Origin of the sequence: Mesorhizobium terrae (genome assembly GCF_008727715.1) — a bacterium.
Classification (GTDB): domain Bacteria; phylum Pseudomonadota; class Alphaproteobacteria; order Rhizobiales; family Rhizobiaceae; genus Mesorhizobium; species Mesorhizobium terrae.
Window position 1 is genome coordinate 5,651,070 of sequence record NZ_CP044218.1, and the last position, 25,169, is coordinate 5,676,238.

Sequence of the window (25,169 nt, forward strand, 5' to 3'; positions counted from 1 at the left end):
GTCATCCCCCGAGATTTGCTTCGGTATTGGAAATAGTCTTCGCGGCATCCTTGTTCAGGGTCGCGGCGAGCGGCTGCTTCGTCTCGACCTGATACATGGAATAGGAAAGCGTGATGGTCTTGATGTCCTTCAGTTCCGGCACCTTGAGGATGTCCGGATCGACATAGAAGACGATCGGCATGTCCACCGTCTCGCCGGCCTTCAGTGTCTGATTCGTGAAGCAGAAGCACTCCACCTTGTTGAAATAGGCGCCCGCCAGTTCCGGCTGCACGTTGAAGGTGGCGCGACCAGTGGTCGGCGCGCTGAACTTGTTGGTGGCCTTGTAGGCAACCTTCGTCGTCTCGCCGAGCTTGATGGTGACACTGCGCTGCTCCGGCTCGAACTCCCACGGCACGCCCATCGTGTTGGCGTCGAAGCGGATGATGATGTCGCGGTCAAGGACCTTGGTAGAATATTGCGTCACGCGCTGGGTGGTGCCGCCGTAACCCGTCACCTTGCAGAACATCGAATAGAGCGGCACCGCCGCATAGGCCATGCCGATCATGGCGCCGAAGAACGCCAGGCAAGAGCCGGCAACGACCAGGTTGGCCTTGTGCTTCTTCTGCTCGGCGGCGGTCGTCTCGCTCTCCATCACCGCCTCACATAGGCCGGCTGAGGATGGAGGGACCGAATTTCACGATGGTCGCCACATAGAAGATGATGACCAAAACGCCCAGCGCAAAGCCAATGGCAACCGAACGGCTGCGGCGGGCCTTCCTCTGGTTTTCTGTCAGCTCGACGGTTTCAAGCTTGTCTTGCATCGTACTCATGCTCCACCAAGAACCAGTGCCCGCTCGACGATGCTGTCGGCAAGGTAGGCAGCAAAGATGGCAAACAGATAAAGCAGCGAGAAGCCGAACAGCGCCTTGGCGGGCTTCATGACGCGGTCGCTGTCGGGCATGCGCAGCACCGCCCAGGAATACCAGACGAAGCCGATGCCAAGCACGGTCGCCACCACGCCGTAGAGGGCGGTGGTGTAGCCGAGCCCCCAGGGCAACACGCCGATCGGCGCCAGAATCAGCGCATAGGCGAAGATCTGGCGGCGCGTGGAAGCCTCGCCGGCGACATTCGGCATCATCGGAATGCCGGCGCGTTCATAGTCGCCCGACTTGAACAGCGCGAGCGCCCAGAAATGCGGCGGCGTCCACAGGAAGATGATGAAGAACAGGATCACGCTTTCGAGGCTCACCGCACCCGTCGCGGCCGCCCAGCCGATCACCGGCGGGATGGCGCCGGCGGCGCCGCCAATCACGATGTTCTGCGGCGTCCAGCGCTTCAGCCACATCGTGTATACGACCGCGTAGAAGAAGATGGTGAAGGCGAGCATCGCCGCCGACAGCCAGTTGATCAGCACGCCCAGCGTCATCACCGAAAGCACAGAAAGCACCAGGCCAAAGGCGAGCGCCTCGCCGGGCAGAACGCGACCGGCCGGCACCGGGCGATTGGCCGTGCGGGTCATTACAGCGTCGATGTCGGCGTCGTACCACATGTTGAGCGCGCCCGACGCACCAGCGCCGATGGCGATCGCCAGAATGGCGATGATGGCGAGCAGCGGGTTGATCGTCGCCGGCGCGGCCATCAGCCCGACAAAGGCCGTGAACACCACCAGCGACATCACGCGTGGCTTCAGAAGCGCAAAGAAATCCCCCGCCGTCGCTTCCGACATTCGGGAGGTTGTCTGCTCCATGCGTGAGTTGTCAACCAGGGCCATTGCGTACTTGAAGTCCACTCATTCCGTTTGGCCAAAACCGCCGGCTCAGCCGGCGGTTTCGAAACCCGAAACTGCTGCCTTTACTTGATCTTGGGCAGCTGTTCCCACTGATGGTAGGGCGGCGGCGAAGGCAGCTGCCATTCCAGCGTCGTGGCACCCTCGCCCCACGGATTGGCACCCGCGACGCGCTTCTTACGGAACGCCTCGAAGACGCCGTAGAGGAAGATCAGAACGCTGACGCCGGAGATGTAGGAGCCGATCGACGAAACATAGTTCCAGCCGGCGAACGCGTCCGGATAGTCAATGTAGCGGCGCGGCATGCCCGCCAGGCCGAGGAAGTGCTGCGGGAAGAACACCAGATTGACGCCGATGAACATGATCCAGAAGTGGCTGTTGGCGATCGCCGGCGAATACATGTAGCCGGTCATCTTCGGGAACCAGTAGTACCAGCCGGCGAAGATGGCGAACACGGCGCCGAGCGACAGCACGTAGTGGAAGTGCGCGACGACGTAGTAGGTGTCCTGCAGCGAACGGTCGAGACCGGCATTGGCGAGCTGGACGCCCGTCACGCCACCGACCGTGAACAGGAAGATGAAGCCCACAGCCCACAGCATCGGCGTGCGGAAGGAGATCGAGCCGCCCCACATGGTGGCGATCCACGAAAAGATCTTGATGCCAGTCGGCACCGCGATGACCATCGTGGCGAACACGAAATAGCGCTGCGTGTTGAGCGAGATACCGGTGGTGTACATGTGGTGTGCCCACACGACGAAGCCGACGGCGCCGATCGCGACCATGGCGTAGGCCATGCCGAGATAGCCGAACACCGGCTTCTTCGAGAAGGTCGACACGATGTGGCTGACGATGCCGAAGCCCGGCAGGATCAGGATGTACACTTCCGGGTGACCGAAGAACCAGAACAGGTGCTGGAACAGGATCGGGTCGCCGCCATTCTCGGGCACGAAGAAGGAGGTGCCGAAATTACGGTCGGTGAGCAGCATGGTGATGGCGCCCGCCAGAACCGGCAGCGACAACAAGAGCAGGAAGGCGGTGACCAGCACCGACCAGGCAAACAGCGGCATCTTGTGCAGCGTCATGCCAGGCGCGCGCATGTTGAAGATGGTGGTGATGAAATTGATCGCACCGAGGATCGACGAGGCACCGGCGATGTGGATCGACAAGATCGCCAGATCCATTGCTGGCCCCGGCTGGCCGGATGTCGAAAGCGGCGGATAGATCGTCCAGCCGCCACCGACGCCGTAGGCGCCGGGAGCGCTCGGCACGAACATCGAGGTGATGAGCAAGATGAAGGCCGGCGGCAGCAGCCAGAAGGAGATGTTGTTCATGCGCGGGAACGCCATGTCCGGCGCGCCGATCATGATCGGCACCATCCAGTTGGCGAAGCCGCCGATCAGCGCCGGCATGACCATGAAGAAGATCATGACCAGGGCGTGCGCGGTGGTGAAGGCGTTGAACATCGACTTGCCGGCGTCGAGCGCGGCATCGCCGGTGACACCGTAGACCATCGAGGCGAGGCCCGGGAAAATCTGGATACCCGGCTCGGCAAGCTCCCAGCGCATCATGATCGACAGGAAGCCGCCGACGATGCCGGCCATGATCGCGAAGATCAGGTACAGCGTACCGATATCCTTGTGGTTGGTCGAATAGACCCAGCGCACCCAGCCCTTCGGCTTGTGGTCGTGATCGTCGTGAGCCGCTGCCTGCGCCATGTTCCGCTCCGTTCCCTATCCTTGTTTCGACCGCGGCTCTTAGTTGCCGGCGGACGCAACCTTGTTGGTACCATCGACCTGAGCCATCAGTGCCTTGTTGGCACCCGGCAGATCGGTCCTGGCCGCAGCGAGCCAGGTTTCATACTGCTGTTCCGAGACGACGCGCACGGCGATCGGCATGAAGGCATGGTCCTTGCCGCACAGTTCCGAGCACTGGCCGTAATAGAGGCCTTCCTTCTCGGCCTTGAACCAGGTCTCGTTGGCGCGACCGGGCACGGCGTCAACCTTGATCCCGAAAGCCGGCACCGCATAGGAGTGGATCACGTCGGAACCGACGACGAGCACGCGCACGACGACACCGACCGGCACGACCAGCTCGTGGTCAACCGCAAGCAGGCGCGGATATTTGGTCTTGTCTTCCTTGCCGAGGCCGGCGCGATCGGCGTCCGCCAGGATCGCCGAGTTGAAGGAGAGCGGCTTGTCGATCTGGTATTCGTAGTCCCAGTTCCACTGGTTGCCGGTCGCCTTCACCGTGAGCTTCGGCTCTTCCGGCGGGGTGTACTGGGCGGTGAGCAGCTGGAAGGACGGGATGGCGATGGCCAGAAGGATCAGGACCGGGCCAAGCGTCCAGGCAACCTCGATCGCCGTGTTGTGGCTGGTCTTGGACGGCACCGGGTTCACGCTGGCGCGGAACTTCAGGATGCACCAGCCCAGGAGGAAGAGCACGAACAGCGTAACCGGCACGATGAACCACAGCGTATAACGCTCGAACCAGGTGATCTGGCTCATGATAGCGGTTGCCGCCGGCTGGAACGTCATCTCCCACGGCTGGGGCTGCGCGGCATGGGCGACAGACCCGGCGAAAACCATGGATGCGGCGCCAGCGCCTGCAAGAAACTTCTTCATCGCCCTCTTCATCTCCCAGTCCCCTCCTGCAATCAGGTGGCAGGAATACGCGATAACACCGGGACAGGGAATCCCGGCCGGTCCAGATTGGTTCAAACCATACTCTCTTTCCCGCCGCAAGAAAGGAGCGCCCAAAACCATGCGGCATTTTTGCGCGCGGCAATGCAGAAGGCGCCTGTCCACAAGGCGCTCGCATGATTATGCGCCTGTCGTATCGCCATGGCAGAGACAATCGCGGCAAAACCGGCTATTTCGGAAAAGAAGTCCGCATTGTTGCCGCAGTTGCAACGGATTGCGCGTCGTCCCGCGCTTTTCCTTAGCATTGCCCGGGCTTAAAGTGGCGTGATTCGGGAATGGAGCCGTTATGAACTCTTGGGTTTCGAGAACCTTGGCGAAGGTCATCTTTCTCGCCGCCCTCGCCGGTGCCGGACAGGCGATGGCCGCCGCCCAGCAACCGAGCGGCACGGTGAAGTCCACGCACGGCGCATGGTCGATCATCTGCGACACGCCGGCGGGCGCCACGTCCGAGCAATGCGTGATGATGCAGAACGTCGTCGCCGAAGACCGTCCCGAGATGGGGCTTTCGGTGGTCGTGCTGCGCACCGCTGACAACAAGGCTGAGATCCTGCGCGTGCTGGCGCCGCTCGGCGTGCTCCTGCCCAACGGCCTCGGCCTCAATGTCGACGGCAAGGATATCGGCCGCGCCTATTTCGTGCGCTGCTTCCAGGATGGCTGCTATGCCGAAGTGATCCTCGAAAAGCCGTTGCTCGACACGCTGAAGAGCGGCAAGGCCGCCACCTTCATCGTCTTCCAGACGCCGGAGGAAGGCATCGGCATCCCGGTCGACCTCAAAGGCTTTGCCGACGGCTTCTCCGCCCTGCCGTGAGCTGAGCCGGCTCTGTTATCGCCACTCGTAGACTGCGCAACGCCCACTACGGCCGGGGTTCCCAACGAACGAGTTGCGACCGGCCGTCTTCGGTGACCGCGAAGGTATCTTTGAAACGCGCGTAGCCCGAAGCCGCATCCTTGATGAGATCGACAAGGGTGATCGAACCGTATTTGTCGGTCTGGACGGCAATGTCGGGAAAGTCGAACAGGGACCAGCCGAAATTCCGTGGGCGCGAGGCGGCGGACAGCGCCCCGATGCGGGCGATCAGGGCCGCGTGAATATAGACGCCGACCACCTTGTAGATGTTGCCGCTGCCGAAATTGATCATGAGTTGGCCGGGCGTCTTGTAGGCCGCAGTGGTCCAGAACTGGCTCAGCTTGCGCTCCCGACCATTGCTGGAATCGATGTCGCACAGATCCTGGACACAGGCCGCGAAATTGCGGTTGGTCGTGGCTGCAAGCGGCGTCCTTACAATGTTGAAATCCCAGTGGATCGGCACGCCGAGCGTAGGATCGTCGTTCATCCGGTTTATGAGATAGATCTTGCCGGCGGCCCCGGATCGTCGCGGCATGTCGGCCCTGCTGTTGATGATCGGGTAGCGTGCCAACAATGTGCCCAGTTCGCGGTATGCAGCTGCATGGTCAGGGGTGTTGTTCCAGTAATCGACCTGGAGCAGCATTGCGATGAATTCGTGCGGATTGAGGCGCAGGAATTCCTTGCATTCGTCGAGAAGCGACTGGAGCGTCTGGTACCGGTTCGAACGGAGGCGGCCGAAAGCGCGGTCGCCGTGGCAGGTGTAAATGGTGAACTGGCCGTCGTTGTCGTGGAACATCTCCAGCCGCACGTCGAGAACACGGATGCCCAGGTCCAATTGACGGCCTATCGTCAGGTTCTGGCAGGCATAGAGGAACTGGCGGGGCCACAGGTCCCTGATGGCGGCACTGTCATGCGTGCCGACAAGGTTGATGTCGCAGATCAGTGGGTCGGCGAGATCGGATTGATCGACCGCAAGCAGGTTATCCTTCGATCCGGCCGGGGTCGCGTAGTCGATCGAAACCGTTCCTTTCTTGACGGCTGGCGCGCTTGGCCCGCCGATGGTCTTGGGGACCATGTCCATCACATGGTTCGAAGCCGGCGGCGCGCGGGGCGGCACCTGGTTCGGCAACAGGCAGAGCATCGGCGCTGCGTCCGACGAAGGGCCGATACCGCCGGCCTGGCTGTCGATGGGAACGTCGCCCGACCAGTTCGTGCCATCGTACCATGCGACGTAGAGGCTCTCGGTGTACTTGCCCTTGTAGACCAGGCAGAGCCGGTTCTGAAAAACGATGAGGCTGGGGCCACTGTCGGTTTGCGGATTGATGCCGCTGATGGCTTTGTCGCCGGACCAGGCCGTGCCATCGAACCGGGAAACGAAGATCGACTGGGAGCCAGCGCCCCGATAGACGAGGAATAGCTTGCCGCCAAAGACCGCCGCCGTCGGTGGATCGTCCGACCACGGATCGATGCTGCCGATAGCCGCGTCTCCCCAGGTAGCGCCGTCGCACCAGCACGAATAGAGCTTGATACCGCCGGCGCCCATGTAGAAGAGGTAGAGCTTATTGCCGAAGACGACTGCACAAGGGCCTGTATCCGTCCTGGGATTGATGCCGCCGGCAAGCTCCGCGATCGCGTTGCCACCAGCCCATTGCAGGCCGTCGAACCAGGCGGCTCGAATCTGGTCGCCGTCATGGGCCTTGTAGAAAATGTGAAGCAGGTCGTTGAAGACGATCAGCGCCGGCGGCGTATTGGATCTGGCGTCGATGCCGCCGGGCATGTCGCGGATCTTGACGTCGCCACCCCAGGTCGTGCCGTCAAATACGGCGATGTAGAGATCGTCGCTCGTCCAGCCCTTGTAGGCGACATAGAGGCGGTTCTCGTAGAGGCAGGCCCCGAGCGCCTTGTCGGTTTTCGCATTGATACCGCCAGGCTGGCCGGAAACATCCGCCCCGCCGCACCATGTCGTTCCGTCGAAAGAGCAGGAGTGGAGGCCGTAATTGTCGGTGCCACCCTTGTAGAAAACCCCGAGCATCGTCATTAAACCGTCCCCCGAACGAATTTAATATCAGGCGCCGTCACGTTCTTCCGGCGCCTGAAAATTGTCAATCGCGGGGAAGATGTTTTGTCGCGCCGTGCAGAAAATCGAATTTTTCCTTACTGGCAATGTAATCGTATCGACTATTACTTAGCTGCCGCAATAATGTTCGGCCCGCCGGCGTGGCGGATTGACGGCGAATGGCGGCGCCGCGTGGTTCCATGTTTTCCAGAGCAGCAATGGGCAGCCGAGATTGGCGGGACCACGCGATTGCCGAAGCCATGTCCAGCGCCTACATCTGGCTGAACATTTCCCGAAAACGGCGGCATGATGAAAAACCTCCTGACCCAATTCGACATCTCCGACGATCGCCTGCGCAAGATTGTCGCCGAGACGATCAACGGCGCCGACGATGGCGAGCTCTATCTCGAATACAGCGAGAGCGAGGCGCTGATGTTCGACAACGGCCGCCTGAAGACGGCCAACTTCAACACCGACCAGGGTTTTGGATTGCGCGTCGTCGCCGGTGAGGCGAGCGGTTATGCCCATGCGGGCGACCTGTCGGAAGCAGCGCTGCTGCGCGCCGCCAGCGCGGTCTCCACCGTCAAGGCCGGCTATTCCGGCACGCTGGCCGAAGCGCCACCGCGCACCAACCGCCGTCTCTACGGCGATGAAAACCCGATCCCCTCGCCCGGCTTCGAGGCCAAGGCCAAGCTGCTGCAGGAAATCGACGCCTGGACACGAGCCGAAGACCCGCGCGTTCGGCAGGTTACGGCCGCACTCGCCGCTTCCTGGCAGCATGTCGAGATCCTGCGCGCCGACGGCCAGCTGGTGCGCGACATCCGCCCGCTGGTGCGCCTCAACATCTCCGTCATGGTCGGCGACGGCGACCGCCAGGAAACCGGCTCCTACGGCATGGGTGGCCGCACCGGCTTCGGCGAATTCCTGCTCGAGCACTCCTGGAAACACGCCGCCAAGGAAGCGCTGCGCCAGGCACTGGTCAATCTCGAGGCGGTTCCGGCGCCGGCCGGCACCTTCGACATCGTGCTTTCCTCGGGCTGGCCGGGCGTCATGCTGCATGAAGCGGTCGGCCACGGGCTGGAGGGCGACTTCAACCGCAAGAAGACCTCGGCCTTCGCAGGCCTGATGGGCCAGCAGGTCGCCGCCAAGGGCGTGACCGTGGTCGACGACGGCACCATCGCCGAGCGGCGCGGCTCGCTCACCGTCGATGACGAGGGCACGCCCACCAACCGCACCGTGCTGATCGAGGACGGCAAGCTGGTCGGCTACATGCAGGACCGCCAGAACGCCCGCCTGATGGGCATGGCCGCCACCGGCAACGGACGGCGCGAATCCTACGCCCACCAGCCGATGCCGCGCATGACCAACACCTACATGACCGCCGGCGACTACACGCCGGACGAGATCATCGCCTCGGTGAAGAACGGTATCTACGCCGTCTCCTTCGGCGGCGGCCAGGTCGACATCACGTCGGGCAAGTTCGTGTTCGGCTGCACCGAGGCTTACATGATTGAGGACGGCAAGGTGACGCGGCCGATCAAGGGCGCCATGCTGATCGGCAATGGGCCGGATGCCATGCACCGCGTCACCATGGTCGGCAACGACATGAAACTCGACACCGGCATCGGCATGTGCGGCAAGGCCGGCCAGGGCGTGCCGGTCGGCGTCGGCCAACCTCATCTGAGGATGAACCAGATCACGGTCGGCGGCACGCAGGTCTGAGCCGCCGAACCCGTATCCAGCCGACATGCCCGCATACAAATCCATCGTCATCCTGACCGGCGCCGGCATTTCGGCGGAATCGGGCGTCGACACGTTCCGCGACAAGGACGGTATCTGGTCGAAGGTCGACTATCGCGATGTGGCGACGCCCGAGGGCTTCGTCCGCGATGCCGCGCGGGTGCACGACTTCTACAACCAGCGGCGGCGCGGCATGAAAGGCGTCAGGCCGAATGCCGCGCATACGGCACTGGCGAGGCTAGAGCGAGAGTTTAGCGGCGCGTTCCTGCTCGTCACGCAGAATATCGACGACCTGCACGAACGCGCCGGTTCGGCCAGCCTCGTCCACATGCATGGCGAGCTCGGCAAGGCGCTGTGCCAGGCCTGCGAACAGAGTTCTCCCTGGGAAAAGGACATGTCGGTTCTGTCGCAATGCCCGGCCTGCGGCAGCATCGGCTACCTCAGGCCCGACGTGGTCTGGTTCGGCGAGATGCCCTATCAGATGGAGCGCATCGGCACCGCGCTTGCCCAATGCGACCTGTTCGTCTCGATCGGCACCAGCGGCAATGTCTATCCGGCCGCCGGTTTCGTCGGGGAGGCACGCTTTTCCGGCGCCCGAACCGTCGAGCTCAACCTCGAACCCTCGGACGGGCATTCCAGCTTCGACGAGGCCATCCTCGGCAAGGCGACAGAGATCGTGCCGGCCTTTGTCGAGCGTCTGCTTTCAGGCCGCTGACGCCCCCGATTCAGCGGCGCCGTTTGGGCTTCTCCAGCAGCACGACCGCCTCGACATGCGGCGACCACAGGAACTGGTCGATCGGCGTCACGCTTTTCAATTGATAGCCGCCGTCGATCAGGATGCGCAGGTCGCGCGCCAGGGTGACGGGATTGCATGAGACGGCGGCCACTAGCGGCACATCCGAACGGGCGATCTGCTTGGACTGGTCCTCTGCGCCGGCACGCGGCGGATCGAACACGACGGCATCGTAGGCGGCCAGCTCCTTGAAGGTCAGCGGCCGGCGATCGAGATCGCGGCGCTCGGTCGTCACCCGCTTCAGGCCGCCGGCAAAACGGAAACCGCGGTCGAGCGCGGCCAGAGCCGGTCCGTCGCTTTCCACCGCATGGACCTCGGCATTGGCCGCCAGCCTCAGCGCGAAGGTGCCGCATCCCGAAAAAAGATCGGCGACCTTCTTCGCCTTGCGCACATGGCCGATGACAAGCCCCGCCATCGCCGCCTCCGCCTCGGCCACCGCCTGCACGAACGCGCCCGGCGGCGGCATTACGGTCGCGGTGCCGAAGGTCAACGTCGGCTTCACCGCCTCGACGATGATCTCGCCGTCGATGGAGAGCCTGGCGATGCCGGCCTTGAGAACGAAATCGGTGGCGGCGCGGCGGATCGCTTCGGTCGGCTTGCCGCAATCGGCGGCGGCGACATCGAAACCAGACGCGGTGGCAGTGACCAGGAAGCGAAACGGCTTCGAGGTGTTGGCGACGATGCCGGCCAGATGGCGCAGCACACCCGCGGCCTCGACAATGACTGGCAGCAGAACCGGGCATTCCTCGATGTCGACAAGCACGTTGGAGAAGGCGCGGTTGTAGCCCAGGTGTAGCCCGGTCTCGGTGTTGCGCGCGGTGAAGGCGGCGCGGCGCCGGCTGTGCGGCGCGCAGGCGACGAGGTCGCCCACCGGCGCGTCGATACCCTTCGCCTTCAGGGCATGAACCACAAGGCTCCGCTTCCAGGCATGATAGGCGCCCGCCTCGAGATGCTGGATGGCGCAACCACCGCATTCGGTGAAATGGCGGCAGACAGGCGCGATGCGCTCGGGCGACGGTTCGAGTACGGCGAGCAGTTGCGCCCGGTCCTTCTCGCGCGCGGCCGTCACCACTTCGCCGGGCAGCGTGAAGGGGATGAAGAGATGGCCGCCGCCGATGTCGACGACGCCATCGCCCTGCGCGCCCAGCCGGGCTATTTCGAACCGTGCCGTCATCGGTCTTTCACTCCGGCCAAAAGGAATTCACGGTTGCCGTCGCCACCCTCGATCGGCGACGGGCACAGGCCGAGCGCGCGCCAGCCGGCAAGGCCGTCCAGCCACTCGCGCAAGGCGGCGGCGACGATTTCGGCGTCCGCCGGGTTCTTCAGCAGGCCGCCCTTGCCGATCGCCTCGCGCCCGGCCTCGAACTGCGGCTTGACCAGAAGCAGGGCATGACTGCCGGGCCTCGCCAGCTCAAGCGCCGGCGGCAGCGCCAGCTTCAGCGAGATGAAGGAGACGTCGGAGACGACGAATTCCGGCAGCCGTTCGCCAAGATCTGCCTCGTCGAGCGCGCGTGCGTTCAATCCCTCGATCGCGGTGACGCGCGGGTCCCCTCCGATCGAGGCGTGCATCTGGCCATGGCCGACATCGATCGCCGTGACATGGACGGCACCGCGTTCCAACAGCACCTGCGTGAAGCCGCCGGTGGAGGCGCCGATATCGAGCGCCTCGCGGCCGCTCGGATCGAGAGCGAAATGGTCGAGCCCGGCGATCAGCTTCAGCGCGGCACGCGAGACATAGCCGCGCGCCGGGTCGTCCACCGTCAGTTGCGCCCCGGGCGAGACGCCCTGTCCGGGCTTCGTCACCACCGCACCGTCGACCGCGACGGCGCCACGCTCGACAGCGTCGCGGGCGCGTGAGCGGCTGGCGAACAGGCCCTTCACGACGAGAAGATCGTCGAGCCGCTGGCGCTGGCTGGCTGGCTGGTGGGAACGCATCGGCCTTCATTGACGAAAGCTGCGGCCGAAGGCAAGCCGAGACTGTTGGAGACCTTATCCTAGAACAGCTGGCTTACCGGCGGCCGCTCGACGGCGGGCACGAGGCCATCGGCCGGCGCGCTGCGCGGGGACGGCTGCGGCGCGGGCTCCTGCCCGGCCACCATCTGCGGCAGCTGCTTGAAGGAGAAGCCGCCGCGCAGCGTGCCGATGTTGTTGGCGACGATATCGATCGCCGCCTTTTCAAGCGAGCGATCGTATTGCGTCTCCGCGATCGCCGGGACGACCAGCGAGAATATGCCGGCCGCGCCGAACAGAAGCGCCTTCATGAACTGTCTCCCTGCCTGCCATTTTCCTAGCAGGGGGCTGTTGAGAAAGGGCCAAGGGACAGGGTAAGCGGATCACCAAAATGCAGCATTAACAATAAGTTAACGCGACAATCGGAGAAACGGATTCGGCGTGTTGAGACGGCGATTCAAGCCGTTCGCAAACTGATTCAAGTCGTTGATGTTCAGAATCAGGCGCGCTGCGCGCTGCTCGCGTGGCCAAGTGCTGAAAACACGGTCCGCACGATGCCGGTCGAATCCAGCCCGGCATCGACATACATCTTCTCCGGCTTGGCATGGTCGGTGAAGACGTCCGGCAACACCAGCGGGCGCACCTTGAGGCCGCCTTCCAAAAGGCCCTCATGGGCGAGGAAATGCAGCACCTGCGTGGCGAAGCCACCGATGGCGCCCTCCTCCACCGTCACCAGTATCTGGTGCGAGCGCGCCAGCCGGCGGATCAGATCGTGGTCGAGCGGCTTGGCGAAGCGCGCGTCGGCCACCGTCGTAGAAAGGCCGGCGGCGTTCAGTTCGTCGGCGGCGGCAAGGCAATCCTGCAGGCGCGTGCCGAAGGACAGCAGCGCCACCTTGGTGCCTTCGCGCACGATGCGGCCCTTGCCGATCTCGAGCGGCGAACCGCGCTCGGGCATGTCGATGCCGACGCCATTGCCCCGCGGATAGCGGAAAGAGATCGGACCCTCGTCATACTCGGCGGCGGTGCGCACCATATGACGAAGCTCGACCTCGTCGCTCGCCGCCATGACGACGAAATCCGGCAGCGAGGCGAGGAAGGTGGTGTCGAAGGCACCGCAATGGGTCGGCCCGTCGGCGCCGACGAAACCGGCGCGGTCGATGGGGAAACGCACCGGCAGTTTCTGGATCGCCACATCGTGCACGACCTGATCATAGGCGCGCTGCAGGAAGGTCGAATAGATCGCCGCGAACGGCTTGTAGCCCTCGGTGGCGAGACCGGCGGCGAAGGTCACCGCATGCTGCTCGGCAATGCCGACGTCGAAGGTGCGGTTCGGGAAGACCTCGCCAAACAGATCGAGCCCGGTGCCAGTCGGCATGGCGGCGGTGACGGCAACGATGCGCTCGTCCTCGCAGGCCTCGCGGATCAGGCTTTCGGCGAACACGTTGGTGTAGGTCGGCGCATTGGCCGGCGCCTTGGCCTGCGCGCCAGTGATGACGTCGAAACGGTTGACGCCGTGATATTTGTCGGACGCCGCCTCGGCGGGCGCGTAGCCCTTGCCCTTTTGCGTCACAACATGGATCAGCACCGGGCCCTTGCCGTTGTCGCGCACATTCTTCAGCACCGGGATCAGGTGTTCGAGATTGTGCCCGTCGATCGGACCGATGTGGAAGAAGCCGAGCTCCTCGAACAGCGTACCGCCGGTGACATAGCCGCGCGCATGTTCGACGGCGCGGGTGATGGCGCGGTCGGCCCGCTTGCCGAGATAGGATGTCAGCTTCTTGCCGAAGTCGCGCAGGCCGAGATAGGTCTTGCCGGAGCCGAGCCTCGCCAGATAGGCGCTCATCGCGCCGGTCGGCGGAGCGATCGACATGTCGTTGTCGTTGAGGATGACGATCAGGCGGGCGTCGAGCGCACCGGCATTGTTCAGCGCCTCGAAGGCCATGCCCGCCGACATCGCGCCGTCGCCGATGACGGCGATGACGTTGTTCTTGCCGCCGGAGAGATCGCGCGCCACGGCCATGCCGAGGCCGGCCGAGATCGAGGTCGAGGAATGGGCGGCGCCGAACGGGTCATATTCGCTTTCGCCGCGCTTGGTGAAACCGGAAAGACCGTTTTCCTGGCGCAGGGTGCGGATGCGGTCACGCCGGCCGGTCAGTATCTTGTGCGGATAGGCTTGATGGCCGACATCCCAGATCACGCGGTCGTTCGGCGTGTCGAAGACGTAGTGCAGCGCCACCGTCAGTTCGACGACGCCGAGACCGGCTCCGAGATGACCTCCGGTCTGCGAGACGGCGTCGATCAGCTCGACGCGCAATTCATCGGCCAGCTGCGGCAGCTCGCTCTCGGAGAGCGTCCTCAGATCCGCCGGAATGCGGACCTTGTCGAGGAGCGGTGTTTTGGGTCTGGCGGTCACTGGCTGGCCCGATCGAACTCGCGGTCAAGAGTATTTACAAGTCGAATAGGCTGCCGATTAGCGAAAGTAAATGTGCCGCAGCGACACACTCAGCTCTCCGGCAGGGGAATGAACTCCTTCTCATCACCAGGAACGATATCGAAGCGGCCTGTCTTCCATTCCTGCTTGGCCTGCTCGATGCGTTCCTTCGAGGAGGAAACGAAATTCCACCAGATGTAGCGCGGCGAGCCGAGCGAGGCGCCGCCGAACAGCATGAAGTGCGCCCCCTGTTCCGACGACACGACGATCTCGTCGCCGGGGCGGAACACCAGCAGGCGGTTCTCGGAGAAACGATCGCCCGAAATGGTGACGATGCCGTCGAGCACGTAGATGGCGCGTTCCTCGGCATCCGCGGCGATGCGGTACTTCGCGCCGGGCGCCAGCCGGATGTCGGCGTAAAGCGTGTCGTGATAGGTGGTGACCGACGCGCGGCGGCCTTCCAGTTCGCCGATGATGAGGCGGCTGGACACACCTTCAGCCTCGAAAGCCGGCAGCGACGTGCCCGCCGTGTTTTCGAACACCGGCGCCATTTCCTCGTCTCTGTCGGGCAGCGCGATCCAGGTCTGCAGGCCCGACATCGACATCGGCGAGCCGCGCAGTTCCTCTGGCGTGCGTTCGGAATGAACGATGCCGCGCCCGGCCGTCATCAGGTTCACGTCGCCCGGCGAGATGACCATTTCGGTGCCAAGCGAATCGCGGTGCCTGATCTTGCCGTCGAACAGATAAGTCACCGTCGACAGGCCGATATGCGGATGAGGGAGCACGTCCAGCGCCTTGCCGGCGCGCAGGATGGCGGGCCCCATGCGATCGAAGAAGATGAAGGGACCGACCAGCCGGCGCTTGGCGATCGGCAATGCGCGGCGCACCTCGAAACCGCCAATGTCTTTGGCGTTGGCGATAACCATCAGTTCGATGGCGTCGCAGGAAAAGGCGTCGCCGGGTTCGGGATCGTTTCCGGGAAAGAAGCTCATGGGTGTTGCTCCATCCGGCGGCGGCGCCGCCTCATGGAAGGAAACTTATACCCCTGCCCGGTTCAGGCATACCGGCGATGCGACGACGGTTTGTTCACCGCATCAATCCCCGTCGAGCGGCTCCGTGCCGACCGGCTTGCCGTCGCGGGCGAGCCTGATCTTCTCCACCTTGTCCTCGGCCGCCTTGAGCAGGCGGTCGCAATGCGCCTTCAGCGCCTCGCCGCGCTCGTAGATGCGGATCGACTGGTCGAGCGGCACGTCGCCGCGCTCCAGATCGTCGACGATCTTCTCCAGCGCATCCAGCGCCTGTTCGAAGCTCATCGCCTTGACGTCTTCATTCGCTTCCGCGGCCATCCCTTATCCTTTCATCAGGCGGCCGACATGCGCTGCGACCGAAAATGCCAATCCGTGCAGGTCGTAGCCGCCTTCGAGCAGGCTGACCAGCCTGTTTGCGCTGTGGCGGCGGGCGCTGTCCATCAGCTGCCCGGTCGCCCAGTCGAAATCGTCCTCGGTCAGGTTGATCTCGGCCAGCGGGTCGCGATGATGCGCGTCGAAGCCGGCCGAGATGATGACGAGATCCGGCGCGAAGGCGTCGATCGCCGGCAAGACACGGGTGCGGAACGCCTCCCGGAAGACATCGCTGCCGGTGGCTGGCGCCAGCGGCGCGTTGACGATGTTGCCGGCACCGGTCTCGTTCTTGGCGCCGGTGCCAGGGAAAAGCGGCATCTGATGCGTCGAACAGTAGAGCACCGAGGGATCGTCCCAGAAAATGTCCTGGGTGCCGTTGCCGTGGTGCACGTCCCAGTCGACGATGGCGACACGCTCGACGCCATGCTTTTCCTGCGCGTGACGCGCGGCAATCGCGGCAGTGTTGAACAGGCAGAAGCCCATGGCGGTGGTCTTTTCGGCATGGTGGCCGGGCGGCCGCGCCGCCACGAAGACATTGTCGGCATCGCCGGCGAAGACATCGTCCACCGCCGCATTGGCAGCGCCGATCGCGGTCAGCGCAGCCTGCCAGGTCTTCGGGCTGGCAGTGGTGTCGGTGTCGATCTGGGCAAGGCCGGTCGCGGGGATCGCCTTGCGCACGCGTTCGACGAAATCCCTCGGATGGCAATAGAGGATGGTCGCCTCGTCGCCCAATGGCGCCTCGCGCCGGTCGAGCGCGGCGAAAGCCTCGTCGTCGAGCACACGCTCGATGGCGCGCAGCCGGTCCGGCCGCTCCGGGTGGCCGGGCGGCGTGATGTGCTCCAGAAAGATCGGATGCGAATAAAGGCGGGTCGTCATCGCCCTATCTTATCAGCAATGGTCGTGATGGCCACGCGACAAGCGGCATGGCGCTGGGGAAAATGCCCGGCGCGTCATTTGGCGTCGGCTTCCCGGCTGTTCTTACGCCGGCAATGCGCTAAGATGACATCGCTGCCAGGTGCCCGCTGCGAGGCGGGAGAATCGGGAACACGGTGAAAATCCGTGGCGTGCCCAGCGCTGTATGGGGGACCGCTCGGCAAAGGCCACTGTTTTTCGGAACGGGAAGGCGCCGCAAGCGGGACGAACCCAAGCCAGAAGACCGGCCGGGCAGGAATGGTCATCCGCATGGACGGGCGGATGGTATGGTTCCGATCGCAAGGGAAACGCGATGCACGCCGTCCGCACTCCAGCCTCCCCCGACAATTCGTTCGAGGATTTCGAACGCGACGCCGTCTACCGCGCCATCTTCACGCGCCGCGACGTGCGCAGCCATTTCCGCCCAGACCCCATCGACGACGCCGTGCTGGCGCGGCTTCTGACGGCCGCGCATCACGCACCCTCGGTCGGCTTCATGCAGCCCTGGAACTTCGTCGTTGTCCGCGACATGGGCCGGCGCGAGGCGGTGCGCGACCTGTTCCTCGCGGCGCGCAACGAGGAACTGCCACACATCGCCGGGGAGCGGCAGGCGCTCTACCGCAAGCTCAAGCTGGAAGGCATCTGCGAAAGCGCGCTGAACCTCTGCATCACCTGCGACCGGCGCCGCAGCGAGGGCTCGCCGCTCGGCCGCTGGCACAATCCGCAGATGGATCTCTTCAGCACGGTCTGCGCCGTGCAGAATTTCTGGCTGGCGGCGCGGGCGGAAGGCATCGGCGTGGGCTGGGTCAGCATTCTCGATGCCGACGCGCTCAAGCGCCTGCTCGACATTCCCGAGCCGGTCGTGCCCATCGCCTATCTCTGCGTCGGCCATGTCCGCGAGTTCGCCGCGCGGCCGGACCTGGAGCACAGCGGCTGGGCCTCGCGGCTGCCGCTGGCCGACCTCATCATGAGCGAGACCTATGCCGGCGCCGGCGAGGAGGCGCTGAAGGCCGCCTGCGTTGCACCCGGCGCGGACCGGTAACCGTCAGGCAGCCTGATTGTCGCGCACGCGCAGCCCTTCCAGAAGCGCGCGAAAGGATTTGACCGCCTTCTTCGACGTCTCATGCGGATCGTCGGCGTTGGCGATCCACTGTGCGGCGTAAAGCGAGGCGCCGCTGACGATGCGCGCCATCGCCTCCGGGTCGATGTCGCCGACCACGCCCTCCTCCTTCAGCGCGGTGAGGTTGCCGGTTATCGAGGTGATACAGGCATTGGCATTGGGCCATTGCGACGGGTCGCCGAGGATTGCCGGACCGTCGCGCAGCACGATGCGCTGGATTTCCGGCTCCAGCGCCATTTCGATATAGCCGACATTCTCATCGACGAAGCGCTGCCAGCGGTCCGTCGCCCGGGCCGAGATGACGCACAGCCGCTCGTTCATCTCCGCGTCGAGCTCGGCGATGACGGCCTCCAGCAATCCCTTCTTGTCGCCGAAGTGATGATAGAGCGCGCCGCGGGTCAGCCCCGCCTCGGCGGTGAAGTCGTCCATCGAGGCGTTGGCGTAACCGACGGTGGCGAAGGCGCGCCGCGCCGCCGCGATCAGCTTGGCGCGCGTCTCGGCGATCATTTCGCTGCGAGGTTTGTGCGCGGTCCTCATCTGGTCGTTCCTTTTCACATACGTCGCGTATATTTTTTCACATACGCACCGCATATTAATTGACATACGCAACGTATGCAATTATCTCATTCGCATACGCCACGTATGTATGTGGCACCCCTTCGAAAATCCAGGAGTGCTCCGATGCACAATCCTTACAGCGAAATCTTCCGAACCCCGGGAACCAAGGGTTTTGCGGCCGCGGCCTTCATCGCCCGCCTGCCCATCGCCATGGCGCCCATCGGCATCGTCGCCATGCTGTCGCAGACGCGCGGCGAATATTGGCTGGCCGGCGGCGTTTCCGCCACCTTCGCCTTCACCAACGCCTTCCTGGCGCCGCAGATATCGCGGCTGGTCGACCGCATGGGCCAGACCGCCGTCGCGGTGCCGACGACGATCGTCTCGATCATCGCCTTCGCAGCACTTCTCGTCGCCACCAACCAGGACTGGCCGGCCTGGACGCTGTTCGTCTCGGCCTTCCTGGCCGCCGCCATGCCCAGCGTGCCGGCCATGGTGCGGGCGCGCTGGACCGAAATCTTCCGCGACCGGCCTGAGCTCAACACCGCCTTCGCCTTCGAATCGGCGGCGGATGAGCTCGTCTACATTGCCGGCGCCTCGCTGTCGGTCGGCCTCTCCGTCGCCCTGTTCCCGGAAGCCGGCATGCTGGCCAGCACATTGTTCCTCGCCTTCGGCATGACGGCCTTCATCCTGCAGCGCGCCAGCGAGCCGAAGGTTAGGCCGCTCGAACATGGCAGCGGCGGCTCGGCCATCGCGCTCTGGCCGGTGCGCATCGTCACCTTCGCCCTCATCTTCGTCGGCGCGATCTTCGCCACCGCCGAGGTGAGTTCGGTGGCCATCACCAAGGAACTCGGCCAACCGGGTGCTGCCAGCCTCGTCATCGGCGTCTATGCGCTGGGCTCCTTCGCCGTCGGCCTGATCGTCGGCGCGCTCAACCTGCAGGCGCCGAAGCAACGCCTGCTCGCCATTTCGCTCGCCATCATCAGCCTGACCACGTTGCCGCTGCTGGTCGCCAACACCGTGCCGCTGCTGGCAATCGCCATCTTCTTCAGCGGCGTGGCGATCTCGCCCACCTTCATCATGGCCTTCGGCATCATCGAACGCCGCGTGCCAGAAGCCATGCTCACCGAAGGCATCACCTGGGTGATGACGGGCATCGGCATCGGCATGGCGCTCGGTGCTTTCGTGGCCGGCTGGGTGGTCGACAATTACGGCGCGCAGAACGGGTTCTGGGTATCAGTGGTTGCAGGCATGATCGCCTTCGTGACAGTGCTCGCCGGCCAGAAGGCACTGGCCGGCGAAGACGAGGGCAATCTGGTATCGGCCGTGCCACAATCGGCGAAGTAAGACTGCCCCAAGCCAACGCCGGTCATTTACCGGCGAAGATGGCGGCAGTATCGAAGCCTGCTCGGTATTGACAGGCATAGCGGGCCGCCGATTGAGGCGGCTCGCATCGGTTTTGAGATATCGTCCCCTTGCAGGTCGCCAGCATGCGCAATCCCTATAGCGAAATATTCAAGGCGCCCGGCGCCAGGGCGTTTTCGGCGGCCGGCTTCATTGCCCGCGTGCCGCTTTCCATGGTCACGCTCGGCATCGTCACCATGCTTTCCGAAACCTATGGCGAGTACTGGCTGGCTGGCGCCGTCGCCGCCACCTTCGCCTTCGCCAATGCCGTGGTCTCTCCGCAGGTTTCGCGGCTCGTCGACCGCCACGGCCAACGCCGCGTCCTCATTCCGGCCACCGCCATCACCGTGGCGGCGCTGGCGACGCTGATGCTGCTGACGCATTTCAAGGCGCCATACTGGACCCTGTTCGCGGCGGCGATCGCCGCCGGTACCATGCCCAGCATCGGCGCCATGGTGCGCGCGCGCTGGAGCAACATCTACGGCGGCAACCCCAGGCTGCACACGGCCTTCGCCTTCGAATCGGTGGTCGACGAGACTATCTTCATGATCGGTCCGGTGCTGGCGATCGGCCTCAGCGTGACCGTCTTTCCCCAGGCCGGGCCGCTGGTGGCGACGCTGTTCCTAGCTTTCGGCACCGTGATCTTCACCATGCAGACGGCGACCGAGCCGCCCATCCACACGCGCGAAAAGCAGCGCGGGCGCTCCATCGTGCGCTTCGGCTTCATGCAGATCCTCATTCTCACCCTGCTTGCCATGGGCGCCATCTTCGGAACATCGGAGGTGACCGCGGTCGCCTTTGCCGAGATGCAGGGCAACAAGGCCGCCGCCAGCCTCGCTTTGTCGAGCTACGCGGCGGGCTCGCTGGTCGCGGGGCTGGCCTTTGGCGCGCTGAAGCTGAAGTTGCCGCTCGGCCGCCAGTTGCTGATTGCCATCGTTCTGGCGGCGCTGACCACGCTACCGTTGCTCATCGTCGGCAACATCACCGCGCTTGCGGTCGTCTTCTTCGTGGCTGGCGTCGCCGTCTCGCCCACCATCATCATCTCGATGGCGCTGGTGGAGAAGCTGGCGCCGTCGTCTCAGCTGACCGAAGGCATGACCTGGGCGATCACCGGCATCAACATCGGCATGGCGGTCGGCTCTTCGGCCTCCGGCTGGACGATCGACGCCTTCGGCGCGGCGAATGGCTTCTGGGTTTCAATCGTGGCCGGGCTGCTTGCCCTGGTCGTGGCGCTCGCCGGCCAGCGCATCCTGCGGGTGCCGGCGCCCTCGTCGGCGGTCGCGGCGACTGCGTGATCTGAGAAGACCATCGAAAACAAAAGGGCGCGTCTCTGGACGCGCCCTTTCTGCTTGTTACGAGCTTTCTACCGCCCCGGTGAGGTCGGGCGCGGCCGCGACGGCTAGAGAATTTCCGTCTTGGCGATGCGGATGCCAAAACCTTCGAGGCCGACATAGTGGCGTTCGCGCGAGGCGATCAGGTTGATGGAGGAAATGCCGAGATCCTTGAGGATCTGGGCGCCGAGGCCGATCTCGCGCCACTCGTTCTCGCGCCGGCGCGCTTCCTCGTGGTCTTCGCGTTCGCCGCCGGCCTGGCGGTTTCGGCCGCCATGGCTGCCGACGCCGACCGAACCCTCGCGCAAATAGACGATGACGCCGCGCTTGCGCTCGCCCAGCGTCTTCATGATGTCATCGAGCACGGTGCGCGTGCCGAACACGTCCGCCGTCACATCCTCCAGATGCAGGCGCACCGGCACGTCCTCGCCGTCGCGAATGTCGCCATAGACGATGGCAAGGTGATGCATCGCTTCCCAGGGCAGCGAATAGGCGATCGCGGTGGCCTTGCCGCCGGGCGTTTCGATGTCCGAACAGGCGACGCGCTCGACCAGCGTTTCCTTGCGCTGGCGGTAGGCGATGAGATCGGCCACCGACACCTGCTTCAGGCCATGCTCCTCGGCGAAGGCCGCCACCTGCGGGCCGCGCTTGACGGTACCGTCGTCATTGACCAGCTCGGAAATGACGCCGACCGGCGGCAGGCCGGCCAGTTTGCACAGATCCACCGCTGCTTCGGTATGGCCCGAGCGCATCAGCACGCCGCCCTCGCGGGCGATCAGCGGGAAGATGTGGCCGGGGCGCACGAAATCGCTGCCGGCGACATTGCCGTTAGCGAGATTGCGTACGGTCAGCGTGCGGTCCTCGGCGGAAATGCCGGTGGTGGTGCCGTGCTTGAAATCGACCGAGACGGTGAAGGCGGTGGTGTGCGCCGAATCGTTGTCGGCCACCATCGGCGCCAGGTTCAGCCGCTTGGCCTCTTCGCGCGGCATCGGCGTGCAGACGATGCCGGAGGTGTGGCGCACGATGAAGGCCATCTTCTCCGGCGTGCAATGCACGGCGGCCACGATCAGGTCGCCCTCGTTCTCGCGCCCGTCATCGTCCATGACCACGACGATCTCGCCGCGCTCGAAAGCGCGCAGGGCTTCGACAATTTTCTTTTGATCGTAGGGCATGGCGCTCGCTTCGCTTGCTGAGGCAATAAGGCACTACGGCATTAGGGCAATAGGGAATTGAGGGAAAGGTCCGGCTGCGACCTGCCCTATCCCCCTACTGCCCTATTCCCTTATTCCCCTAAATTCTTCCCGTCTGCCCTCTATGGCGCAGATAATGATCCGCAATCGCACAGGCCACCATCGCTTCGCCGATCGGCACGGCGCGGATGCCGACGCAAGGGTCGTGGCGGCCCTTGGTGACGACATCGACGTCCCTGCCGTCCTTGTCGATGGATTTGCGCGGACTGAGGATCGACGAGGTCGGCTTGACCGCAAAGCGCGCCACCACCGGCTGGCCGGTGGAAATGCCGCCGAGGATACCGCCGGCATTGTTGGACAGGAATACCGGATTGCCGTCATTGCCCATGCGCATCTCGTCGGCATTCTGTTCGCCGGTGATCTTCGCCGCCTCGAAGCCATTGCCGATCTCGACGCCCTTCACGGCGTTGATCGACATCAGGTTGGAGGCGATGTCCTGGTCGAGCTTGGCGTAGATCGGCGCGCCGAGGCCCGCCGGCACGCCGTCGGCAACGATCTCGATCAGCGCGCCGACCGAGGAGCCCGACTTGCGGATACCGTCGAGATAGGCGGTGAAGACGGGCACGGAGTGCGGGTCCGGCGTGAAAAACGGGTTCTCGGCGTCGCCGACGAAATTCCAGTTCCAGTTGGCGCGGTCGATCTCCTTCTCGCCCATGGCGACCAGCGCGCCGCGCACGACGAGGCCGGGAACCACCTTGCGGGCCAGCGCACCGGCAGCGACACGCGCCGCCGTCTCGCGCGCCGAGGAACGGCCGCCGCCGCGATGGTCGCGGATGCCGTATTTGACCTCATAGGCATAGTCGGCGTGGCCCGGCCGGTACTGGCGGGCGATCTCGCCATAATCCTTGGAGCGCTGGTCGACATTCTCGATCAGCATCGACACCGGCGTACCGGTGGTGATCATGGTGACGCCGTCCTCATCCAGGACGAAACCCGACAGTACCTTGACCTCGTCCGGCTCGCGGCGCTGGGTGACGAAACGCGACTGGCCCGGACGGCGGCGATCGAGCTCGGCCTGGATGTCGTCGCGGGTGAAGCGGATGCCGGGCGGACAGCCGTCGACAACGCAGCCAAGGGCGGCGCCGTGGCTTTCGCCCCAGGTGGTCACCCGGAAAAGATGGCCGAAGGTGTTGTGCGACATCGGTAGCAGCCCTCGCGCGGGCCTCACCCGGCATGGCCTGCCTTCTATTAGCGTTTTTTGCGGCGGTCAAACGAAGCAAGCCCTGCCGGCAACGGCAGCGGGACGAAGGTCGGCGGCGGGCTGGACAGATAAACATCACATGTTATATAATCTGTTATGTAAATGCCTTTGGAGATAGACTATGGTTGAGGATGTCGTTCGCGACCTGGGCTATCTCACCCTCGGCAGCCGCTTCAGGCGCATCGGCGAGCAGTTGCAATCGGAGGTGCAGCGGATTCTGGACCGGGCGGGCGCCGCCATCCCGTCCAGCCAGTTCCCGGCGCTAGCGGCCATCGACCGGCTCGGCCCACTGACAATCGGCGATCTGGCCGAAGCGCTCGGCATGACCCAGCCCGGCGCCACCCGCATCGCCACCCAACTCGCGGAGGCCGGCCTGATCGACATCCGGCAAGGCAAGGATGACCAGCGGCGCAAGATCGCCAGCCTGTCGGAAGCCGGCCAAAACCTCGTCGAGACCTCCAAGCGCGATCTGTGGCCGCATATCGAACGCGCCGTCGCCGAGGTCTGCGCGCCGCTGACCGGTCCCCTGCTTCAACAACTCGCCGCAATCGAACGCGACCTCGAGGCGATCCCTCTGCACCGCCGCGTCGCCAACCGTCTTGGACAGGACCATGAACAGACATCCGCTTGACCGCCCCATCTGGAGCGCGCTGACCGGCCGCCATGCGGCACTCGCTGACGGCGACGCATTGGCGCGCCGCTACGATCCCGCCGTCAGCGCCTTCGCTGCGGCACGTGACGACAGCCCGCCCGCCCTGCTAGCGCTGGCGACGCTGGCAAAACCGGGTTCCGGCCTGCTCCTGCTGCAGGCCGACGCAGTGGTGGTGCCGTCCGGCCTTGTAGCCGTCTCAACGGCGGAAGCCGTCCAGATGATAGCCGAGCAGCCGGCGACGATCGAGCATGACGATCGCATCGAGCAGCTTGGCGCAAGCGACATCCCTGCAATGCAGGCACTGGCCGACCTCACTAAACCCGGGCCGTTCACGCCGCGCGCGCTCGACCTCGGCTCCTTCTGGGGCGTCAAGATCGACGGCCGGCTTGCCGCGATGGCGGGTGAGCGCTTGAAACCCGACGGTTTCACCGAGATCAGCGGCGTCTGCTCGCATCCCGAGGCGCGCGGCCAGGGCCTGGCCAGGCTTCTGTCGATGTATGTGGCCGGCCGCATCCTGGAGCGTAGCGAGGTGCCGTTCCTGCATGCCTATGCGACCAACCAGGCCGCGATCCGGCTCTATGAAACGATCGGCTTCAGGCTGCGATCGGCCATGCATGTCGCGGTGCTCGAACGCGGCTGAAACGCGCCCTTTTTCAACGCACCTGAAAACAAGCCGGGCAAAGTTGTCCACCGGCGGTGACTTAGGTTTGACACATTCGGTTGGTTTCTGCTTGTCTCCGTCGCCGCACGCGGCCGCCGCTGGGAATGGCGTACAACAACAAACATTGAGGACAAACAATGCGTACCCTGCTCGGCGCAGTTGCCGCCACCTTGCTCATCGTGACCGCGGCATTCGCCGGCCAGACCGAAGGCAAAATCAAGAAGGTCGACAGGGACGCGCTGACCATGACGCTGGACGACGGCAAGATCTACAAGCTGAATTCCGAAATGGACCTCGAGGCGCTGAAACCCGGCGTCGACGTCGTCATCGCCTTTGACGTCGCCAATGGCGAGAACGTCATCACCGACATGGAAATCCCGCAGTAGGGCAAGCCGGCGACAG

General features: G+C 64.4%; 26 protein-coding genes and 1 riboswitch. Of the genes, 9 read left to right on the forward strand and 17 right to left on the reverse strand.

The window, feature by feature from the left end:
• Window position 1 precedes the first annotated feature (1 nt).
• From FZF13_RS28325 to coxB, 5 genes are all read right to left on the reverse strand, one after another.
• Complete coding sequence (locus FZF13_RS28325) at window positions 2–631, reverse strand: cytochrome c oxidase assembly protein (protein WP_024926705.1); 630 nt, start codon at window positions 629–631, stop codon at window positions 2–4.
• A gap of 7 nt (window positions 632–638) precedes the next feature.
• A complete protein-coding gene (locus tag FZF13_RS29115; protein ID WP_162531500.1) occupies window positions 639–800 on the reverse strand; it encodes a hypothetical protein in 162 nt (53 codons plus the stop codon).
• A 5-nt stretch (window positions 801–805) separates the two neighbouring features.
• On the reverse strand, window positions 806–1,750 hold the full coding sequence (locus tag FZF13_RS28330) for a heme o synthase (protein WP_024926703.1): 945 nt from the start codon (window positions 1,748–1,750) through the stop codon (window positions 806–808).
• A gap of 80 nt (window positions 1,751–1,830) precedes the next feature.
• Entirely contained in the window at window positions 1,831–3,480 is a 1,650-nt protein-coding gene (gene ctaD, locus FZF13_RS28335) for a cytochrome c oxidase subunit I (RefSeq protein WP_024926702.1), read from the reverse strand.
• Window positions 3,481–3,519: 39 nt separating this feature from the next.
• Window positions 3,520–4,386: a cytochrome c oxidase subunit II gene (gene coxB, locus FZF13_RS28340; protein WP_024926701.1), complete on the reverse strand. Its 867-nt coding sequence runs from the start codon at window positions 4,384–4,386 to the stop codon at window positions 3,520–3,522.
• Between the two features lie 364 nt (window positions 4,387–4,750).
• Between coxB and FZF13_RS28345 the strand changes: the two genes are divergently transcribed.
• Entirely contained in the window at window positions 4,751–5,272 is a 522-nt protein-coding gene (locus FZF13_RS28345) for an invasion associated locus B family protein (protein ID WP_024926700.1), read from the forward strand.
• Between the two features lie 46 nt (window positions 5,273–5,318).
• Here FZF13_RS28345 and FZF13_RS28350 read toward each other — a convergent pair whose 3' ends face one another.
• Both FZF13_RS28350 and FZF13_RS28355 read right to left on the reverse strand, forming a co-directional pair.
• Window positions 5,319–7,349 (reverse strand): phosphoinositide-specific phospholipase C-related protein, encoded by a 2,031-nt coding sequence (locus FZF13_RS28350; protein ID WP_024926699.1) that lies wholly within the window; start codon window positions 7,347–7,349, stop codon window positions 5,319–5,321.
• A gap of 64 nt (window positions 7,350–7,413) precedes the next feature.
• On the reverse strand, window positions 7,414–7,629 hold the full coding sequence (locus FZF13_RS28355; RefSeq protein WP_137901192.1) for a hypothetical protein: 216 nt from the start codon (window positions 7,627–7,629) through the stop codon (window positions 7,414–7,416).
• A 47-nt stretch (window positions 7,630–7,676) separates the two neighbouring features.
• Between FZF13_RS28355 and tldD the strand changes: the two genes are divergently transcribed.
• Together tldD and FZF13_RS28365 are read left to right on the forward strand one after the other, a co-directional pair.
• A complete protein-coding gene (gene tldD / locus FZF13_RS28360) occupies window positions 7,677–9,089 on the forward strand; it encodes a metalloprotease TldD (RefSeq protein ID WP_024926698.1) in 1,413 nt (470 codons plus the stop codon).
• A 25-nt stretch (window positions 9,090–9,114) separates the two neighbouring features.
• Window positions 9,115–9,822, forward strand: a complete 708-nt coding sequence (locus FZF13_RS28365) for an NAD-dependent deacylase (protein ID WP_024926697.1) — start codon at window positions 9,115–9,117, stop codon at window positions 9,820–9,822.
• A 10-nt stretch (window positions 9,823–9,832) separates the two neighbouring features.
• Here the strand turns inward: FZF13_RS28365 and FZF13_RS28370 are convergent, their stop codons facing one another.
• The 7 genes from FZF13_RS28370 to FZF13_RS28400 all read right to left on the reverse strand — a co-directional run bounded on the left by FZF13_RS28370 (window position 9,833) and on the right by FZF13_RS28400 (window position 16,557).
• Window positions 9,833–11,074 carry a class I SAM-dependent RNA methyltransferase gene (locus FZF13_RS28370; protein WP_024926696.1) on the reverse strand — a complete coding sequence of 414 codons (1,242 nt, stop codon included), beginning with the start codon at window positions 11,072–11,074 and terminating at the stop codon, window positions 9,833–9,835.
• Window positions 11,071–11,835 (reverse strand): TlyA family RNA methyltransferase, encoded by a 765-nt coding sequence (locus tag FZF13_RS28375; protein WP_024926695.1) that lies wholly within the window; start codon window positions 11,833–11,835, stop codon window positions 11,071–11,073. Before FZF13_RS28375 ends, FZF13_RS28370 begins: the two co-directional genes overlap by 4 nt.
• Window positions 11,836–11,894: 59 nt before the next feature.
• Window positions 11,895–12,161 (reverse strand): hypothetical protein, encoded by a 267-nt coding sequence (locus tag FZF13_RS28380; protein ID WP_024926694.1) that lies wholly within the window; start codon window positions 12,159–12,161, stop codon window positions 11,895–11,897.
• Window positions 12,162–12,349: 188 nt separating this feature from the next.
• A complete protein-coding gene (dxs, locus tag FZF13_RS28385) occupies window positions 12,350–14,263 on the reverse strand; it encodes a 1-deoxy-D-xylulose-5-phosphate synthase (protein ID WP_024926693.1) in 1,914 nt (637 codons plus the stop codon).
• An 89-nt stretch (window positions 14,264–14,352) separates the two neighbouring features.
• Window positions 14,353–15,273 carry a pirin family protein gene (locus FZF13_RS28390; protein WP_024926692.1) on the reverse strand — a complete coding sequence of 307 codons (921 nt, stop codon included), beginning with the start codon at window positions 15,271–15,273 and terminating at the stop codon, window positions 14,353–14,355.
• A gap of 102 nt (window positions 15,274–15,375) precedes the next feature.
• Window positions 15,376–15,627 carry an exodeoxyribonuclease VII small subunit gene (locus tag FZF13_RS28395; RefSeq protein WP_024926691.1) on the reverse strand — a complete coding sequence of 84 codons (252 nt, stop codon included), beginning with the start codon at window positions 15,625–15,627 and terminating at the stop codon, window positions 15,376–15,378.
• Window positions 15,628–15,630: 3 nt separating this feature from the next.
• Window positions 15,631–16,557, reverse strand: a complete 927-nt coding sequence (locus tag FZF13_RS28400; protein ID WP_024926690.1) for a histone deacetylase family protein — start codon at window positions 16,555–16,557, stop codon at window positions 15,631–15,633.
• Between the two features lie 120 nt (window positions 16,558–16,677).
• A riboswitch (cobalamin riboswitch) is annotated at window positions 16,678–16,860 on the forward strand.
• A gap of 46 nt (window positions 16,861–16,906) precedes the next feature.
• On the opposite strand from FZF13_RS28400, the gene bluB reads away from it, so the two are divergent.
• On the forward strand, window positions 16,907–17,635 hold the full coding sequence (gene bluB, locus FZF13_RS28405; RefSeq protein WP_024926689.1) for a 5,6-dimethylbenzimidazole synthase: 729 nt from the start codon (window positions 16,907–16,909) through the stop codon (window positions 17,633–17,635).
• 3 nt (window positions 17,636–17,638) lie between these two features.
• On the opposite strand, the gene FZF13_RS28410 is transcribed toward bluB, so the two are convergent.
• On the reverse strand, window positions 17,639–18,250 hold the full coding sequence (locus FZF13_RS28410; protein WP_024926688.1) for a TetR/AcrR family transcriptional regulator: 612 nt from the start codon (window positions 18,248–18,250) through the stop codon (window positions 17,639–17,641).
• A 144-nt stretch (window positions 18,251–18,394) separates the two neighbouring features.
• On the opposite strand from FZF13_RS28410, the gene FZF13_RS28415 reads away from it, so the two are divergent.
• A complete protein-coding gene (locus FZF13_RS28415) occupies window positions 18,395–19,615 on the forward strand; it encodes an MFS transporter (RefSeq protein WP_024926687.1) in 1,221 nt (406 codons plus the stop codon).
• A 143-nt stretch (window positions 19,616–19,758) separates the two neighbouring features.
• Window positions 19,759–20,967, forward strand: a complete 1,209-nt coding sequence (locus FZF13_RS28420) for an MFS transporter (RefSeq protein WP_024926686.1) — start codon at window positions 19,759–19,761, stop codon at window positions 20,965–20,967.
• 104 nt (window positions 20,968–21,071) lie between these two features.
• Here the strand turns inward: FZF13_RS28420 and ribB are convergent, their stop codons facing one another.
• Together ribB and aroC are read right to left on the reverse strand one after the other, a co-directional pair.
• Window positions 21,072–22,175: a 3,4-dihydroxy-2-butanone-4-phosphate synthase gene (gene ribB / locus FZF13_RS28425; RefSeq protein ID WP_024926685.1), complete on the reverse strand. Its 1,104-nt coding sequence runs from the start codon at window positions 22,173–22,175 to the stop codon at window positions 21,072–21,074.
• 118 nt (window positions 22,176–22,293) lie between these two features.
• Entirely contained in the window at window positions 22,294–23,394 is a 1,101-nt protein-coding gene (gene aroC, locus FZF13_RS28430) for a chorismate synthase (RefSeq protein ID WP_024926684.1), read from the reverse strand.
• Between the two features lie 181 nt (window positions 23,395–23,575).
• Between aroC and FZF13_RS28435 the strand changes: the two genes are divergently transcribed.
• The 3 genes from FZF13_RS28435 (at window position 23,576) to FZF13_RS28445 (ending at window position 25,153) form a co-directional block, all read left to right on the forward strand.
• Window positions 23,576–24,085 carry a MarR family winged helix-turn-helix transcriptional regulator gene (locus FZF13_RS28435; protein ID WP_024926683.1) on the forward strand — a complete coding sequence of 170 codons (510 nt, stop codon included), beginning with the start codon at window positions 23,576–23,578 and terminating at the stop codon, window positions 24,083–24,085.
• A complete protein-coding gene (locus tag FZF13_RS28440) occupies window positions 24,066–24,746 on the forward strand; it encodes a GNAT family N-acetyltransferase (protein ID WP_024926682.1) in 681 nt (226 codons plus the stop codon). The genes FZF13_RS28435 and FZF13_RS28440 overlap by 20 nt, the downstream gene beginning before the upstream one ends.
• Window positions 24,747–24,904: 158 nt before the next feature.
• On the forward strand, window positions 24,905–25,153 hold the full coding sequence (locus FZF13_RS28445; protein WP_024926681.1) for a DUF1344 domain-containing protein: 249 nt from the start codon (window positions 24,905–24,907) through the stop codon (window positions 25,151–25,153).
• The last annotated feature ends 16 nt before the right edge of the window (window positions 25,154–25,169 follow it).